This is a genomic window from Curtobacterium flaccumfaciens (genome assembly GCF_051548005.1).
Taxonomy (GTDB): domain Bacteria; phylum Actinomycetota; class Actinomycetes; order Actinomycetales; family Microbacteriaceae; genus Curtobacterium.
This window is the reverse complement of the sequence record NZ_JBPUGH010000223.1, coordinates 1-3,382: the sequence shown is the minus strand read 5'-3', so window position 1 is coordinate 3,382 and position 3,382 is coordinate 1. Positions and strand designations below refer to the sequence as shown.

Here is a 3,382-nt window from a genome sequence, read left to right as displayed (position 1 = left end):
GGCCGGCTCCTGGTCACCCCCGGCCACCCCCGCGCGAGGGACATCCGGAACGCGCGGATCCGCGAAGGCTGTGCGACGCATCCGTGTCGGGTGTTCCGTCCGCGCGTACCTTCGCCTGTATCAACAAGTCCGTTTCGTGTCCAGCGACTGCGCAAATCGACTAGCCGATACGCCCGAGCTGAACGCCGTGATGTCGTCCAGGGAGCGCACCATGACGAAGTACGAGTCGAACCGAGCAGTGGATCCGGTCCGGATCACGACGTACCGCCACCTCCGCAAGGCGGCCCGTCGTGGCTGGGCGGTCGAACAGCAGGACACCGCGTCCACGTTGGCCGACCTGAGCTGGTCGCGACCCACGGGCGGATCGAGCCGCACGTGACGCCGGCGATGACCGACCGTCGAGGGGCGGCCGTGCAGGACGTCGTCCACACCGTCACCGACCCGGACGAAGCGATCGCCCTGCTGCGGGACGTCCACAACGGACGGGACCTCCACTTCGCCGACCGCGCGCAGTTCCGGCTGCGCTACCGCGCGATGAGCGACGGTCGCGTGAGCCTGCGCACCGCGTCGACGTCGTCCCGCTTCACCGGTGTCCTCCACCCGGAACGCCAGTACGTGCTCACGTGGGCCGTCGAGGGCGGCAGCGTGATCGACGCCGACGGGACGGATCCGGTCACCATGCACCCGGCGGTCCCCGTGGCCTTTCCGACCGGACGGGAGTTCGCGATCGACGCCGTCGCAGGCACGCACCACTTCGTCCACTTCGGCGCGGACTTCCTCGAGGCCGTCGCGACGAAGGACTCGGACGCCGCGCCGAGACCGCTCAACCTGCCGGTCGTCGTCGAACCGGAACGACTCGCGCCGCTCCAGGAGGTCGTCCGCGCCGTCGCACCCGCACTGTTCGACCGCTCGACGGTGGGGGAGTCCCGCGACGCGCTCGACCTGCTGCTCGCCGAGGCGGTCCTCGCGGCGTTCGAGCCGATGCCGGACGGCCACGTCGCCGGTCCGCACGCCACCACCGTCCAGCGGGCGAAGACCTTCATGTACGCCCGGTTCGACCGAGCGTTGACGGTGCCGGAGATCGCCGAGGCGGCCGGGGTCAGCGTCCGCACCCTCCAGGAGGCCTTCCAGAAGCACGAGGGCGTGACCCCGATGGCGTTCCTCCGCGAGATCCGGCTCGAGAAGGCACGGCTCGGCCTGCAGCTCGCCGACCCCGGCGTCTCCTCGGTCGCAGCAGTGGCACTGTCTTGCGGGTTCAAGCACATGGGGCGCTTCTCCGGGGCCTACCACGAGGAGTTCGGGGAGTACCCCGCCGAGACCCTCCGCCTGCGCGGGCGGGCCGCGGTGCGCTGACAGTCGGCCCGTCACCGGCTGCGCTCGGGTGATCCATCACCGATCCAGGGCGCGTCCACGGGGCGGCGCGGCTAGCGTCGACCGCATGCACGCAGACACCCGCACCGGACCGACCTCGGACGGTCGTGCACGGGCGCTCCGACGGGACGTCGTGCGCGTGCGCGGCGAAGGCACGCCCGTGCTGGTGCTGCACGGCACCCCGGGCGGGGTCGACACGGCGGACGTGATGGCGCGGTTCCTGCCGTCCGACGGGTTCCGGGTCGTCACGGTCTCGCGCCCGGGCTACCTCGGCACGCCCGTGCGCCACGGCCGGAGCAGCCTCGACGACGACGCCGACCGCGCCGTCGCACTGCTCGACCGGCTCGGCATCGACCGGGTCGGCGTGTTCGCGTGGTCCGGCGGTGGACCGAGCGCGTACCGACTCGCCGTCCGGCACCCCGACCGTGTCTCCTCGCTCGTCGTCGCGGCGGGCCTCTCGGGACGGTGGACCCCACCCCGGACCTCGCCGGCGGAGTGGTTCGTCACGCAGACGCGGGTGGGCGCCGTCGCCTCCGCGCTCGCCGCCCGCATCGTCCCGAGGCTCGTGGTCCGGACGGCCATCGCCGGGGAGAGCTCGCTCCGCGGGGCGGCCCTCGACGCGCACGTCCGCGACGTCATGGCGGACCCGGGCCGTCGACGGTTCATGCTCGACCTCGCCGCCACCGGCAACAGCTCCGGCGCCCACCGAGACGGTTGGCGGAACGACGTCGCGAACCTCGGCGCGATCACCTCGCTCGACCTCGGCGCCGTCCGGGCGCCCACCCTGCTCGTGCACGGGGACGCCGACACCGACGTCCTCCTCGAACACAGCGAGCGGGCGCTGCGCGAGATCCCCGGCGCCGAGCTCCTCCGACTGCCGGGCGGGACGCACTTCGCGGTGTGGGCACACCACGACGCCGCGGCGGTGCAGGAGCGCGTGCGGAACCACCTCCGCGCCTGATCTCTCGCCCGCGCTGAGCCCGCGGCCCCGCTCCTGCCGCGTGGCGCGGGTGCGACGGGGACCGCCGCTCCTGCCGGGGACGTCGGCTACCCGAGGACCGCCGCGACGAGCACGTCGAGCGCGCGGTCCAGCTCGAGCGTGGTGAGCGAGCCGTAGCCGAGCACGACGCCCCCCTGCGCGCTGCCGGGCGTCACACCGTACTCCTCGAGCGCCGCCACGAGCACGCCCTGCTCCGCCATCCGTGCGACGACGGCCCGCCCGGTCGCCGGACCCTGCCATGTGAAGACCGCGTGCAGACCGCCGTCCAGGGCACGTGCCTCCAGGCCGGAAACGCCGGACGTGCCGCACGCGCCCGTCCCGCCGAGCCGCGCGACGATCTGCTCGCGACGGTGGGCGGCATCCCGCCGGACCCGCCCGAGGTGCCGGCGGAACGCGCCGCTCCGCAGGAGCCACGCCAACGCGACCTGCACCGGCTCGGCGACCACCGGACCCCGCGCCCGGCGCGCAGCCGTCACCGCGTCCACCCGATCGCCGCCGTTCCCGGGCAGCACGATCCACGAGCAGCGCAGACGTGGGTCGAGCGTCTTCGAGAACCCGCCGAGGTGCAGGACACAGCCCGCGGTGTCGAGCGTCGCGAGGGCGGGCACCGGGAGGCCGCGGTGCCGGAACTCCGAGTCGTAGTCGTCCTCGATGACCAGCGTGTCCGTCCGTGCGGCCCAGTCCAGCAGGGCTCGTCGTCGAGCCACGGGCATCACCGAACCGAGCGGGTACTGGTGCGTGGGTGACACCATGACCGCGTCCACCGCCGGCAGTGCCGCAAGGGCGGTGAGGTCGAGCCCGCGGTCGTCCACCGGGACCCCGACGACGACACCCCCGGCCGAGACGACCGCGCGCCGTCCGCTTGGGTAGCCGGGGTCCTCGACGGCCACCCGCGGCGCCCGGCCGAGGTGGTTGCGGAGCCCCTCGGTGACGGTCGAGATCGCGTCCGACGTGCCGGCCGTCACCACCACGCGGTCGAGGTCGGGCGCGAAGCCACGCAGGAGCCCCAGC

At 73.9% G+C, this 3,382-nt stretch carries 4 protein-coding genes; 3 read left to right on the top strand and 1 reads right to left on the bottom strand.

Annotated features, from left to right (window positions below; genetic code table 11):
* Positions 1–211: 211 nt before the first annotated feature.
* From ACSW7Y_RS16625 to ACSW7Y_RS16615, 3 genes are all read left to right on the top strand, one after another.
* Positions 212–379, top strand: coding sequence for a hypothetical protein (locus ACSW7Y_RS16625; RefSeq protein WP_438127341.1), 168 nt, complete (start codon positions 212–214; stop codon positions 377–379).
* A gap of 8 nt (positions 380–387) precedes the next feature.
* Complete coding sequence (locus ACSW7Y_RS16620) at positions 388–1,353, top strand: helix-turn-helix transcriptional regulator (protein WP_438127340.1); 966 nt, start codon at positions 388–390, stop codon at positions 1,351–1,353.
* 85 nt (positions 1,354–1,438) lie between these two features.
* Entirely contained in the window at positions 1,439–2,332 is an 894-nt protein-coding gene (locus tag ACSW7Y_RS16615) for an alpha/beta fold hydrolase (protein ID WP_438127339.1), read from the top strand.
* Positions 2,333–2,418: 86 nt separating this feature from the next.
* Here ACSW7Y_RS16615 and ACSW7Y_RS16610 read toward each other — a convergent pair.
* A partial coding sequence (locus tag ACSW7Y_RS16610; protein ID WP_438127338.1) for a PLP-dependent aminotransferase family protein occupies positions 2,419–3,382 on the bottom strand: 964 nt, incomplete at its 5' end.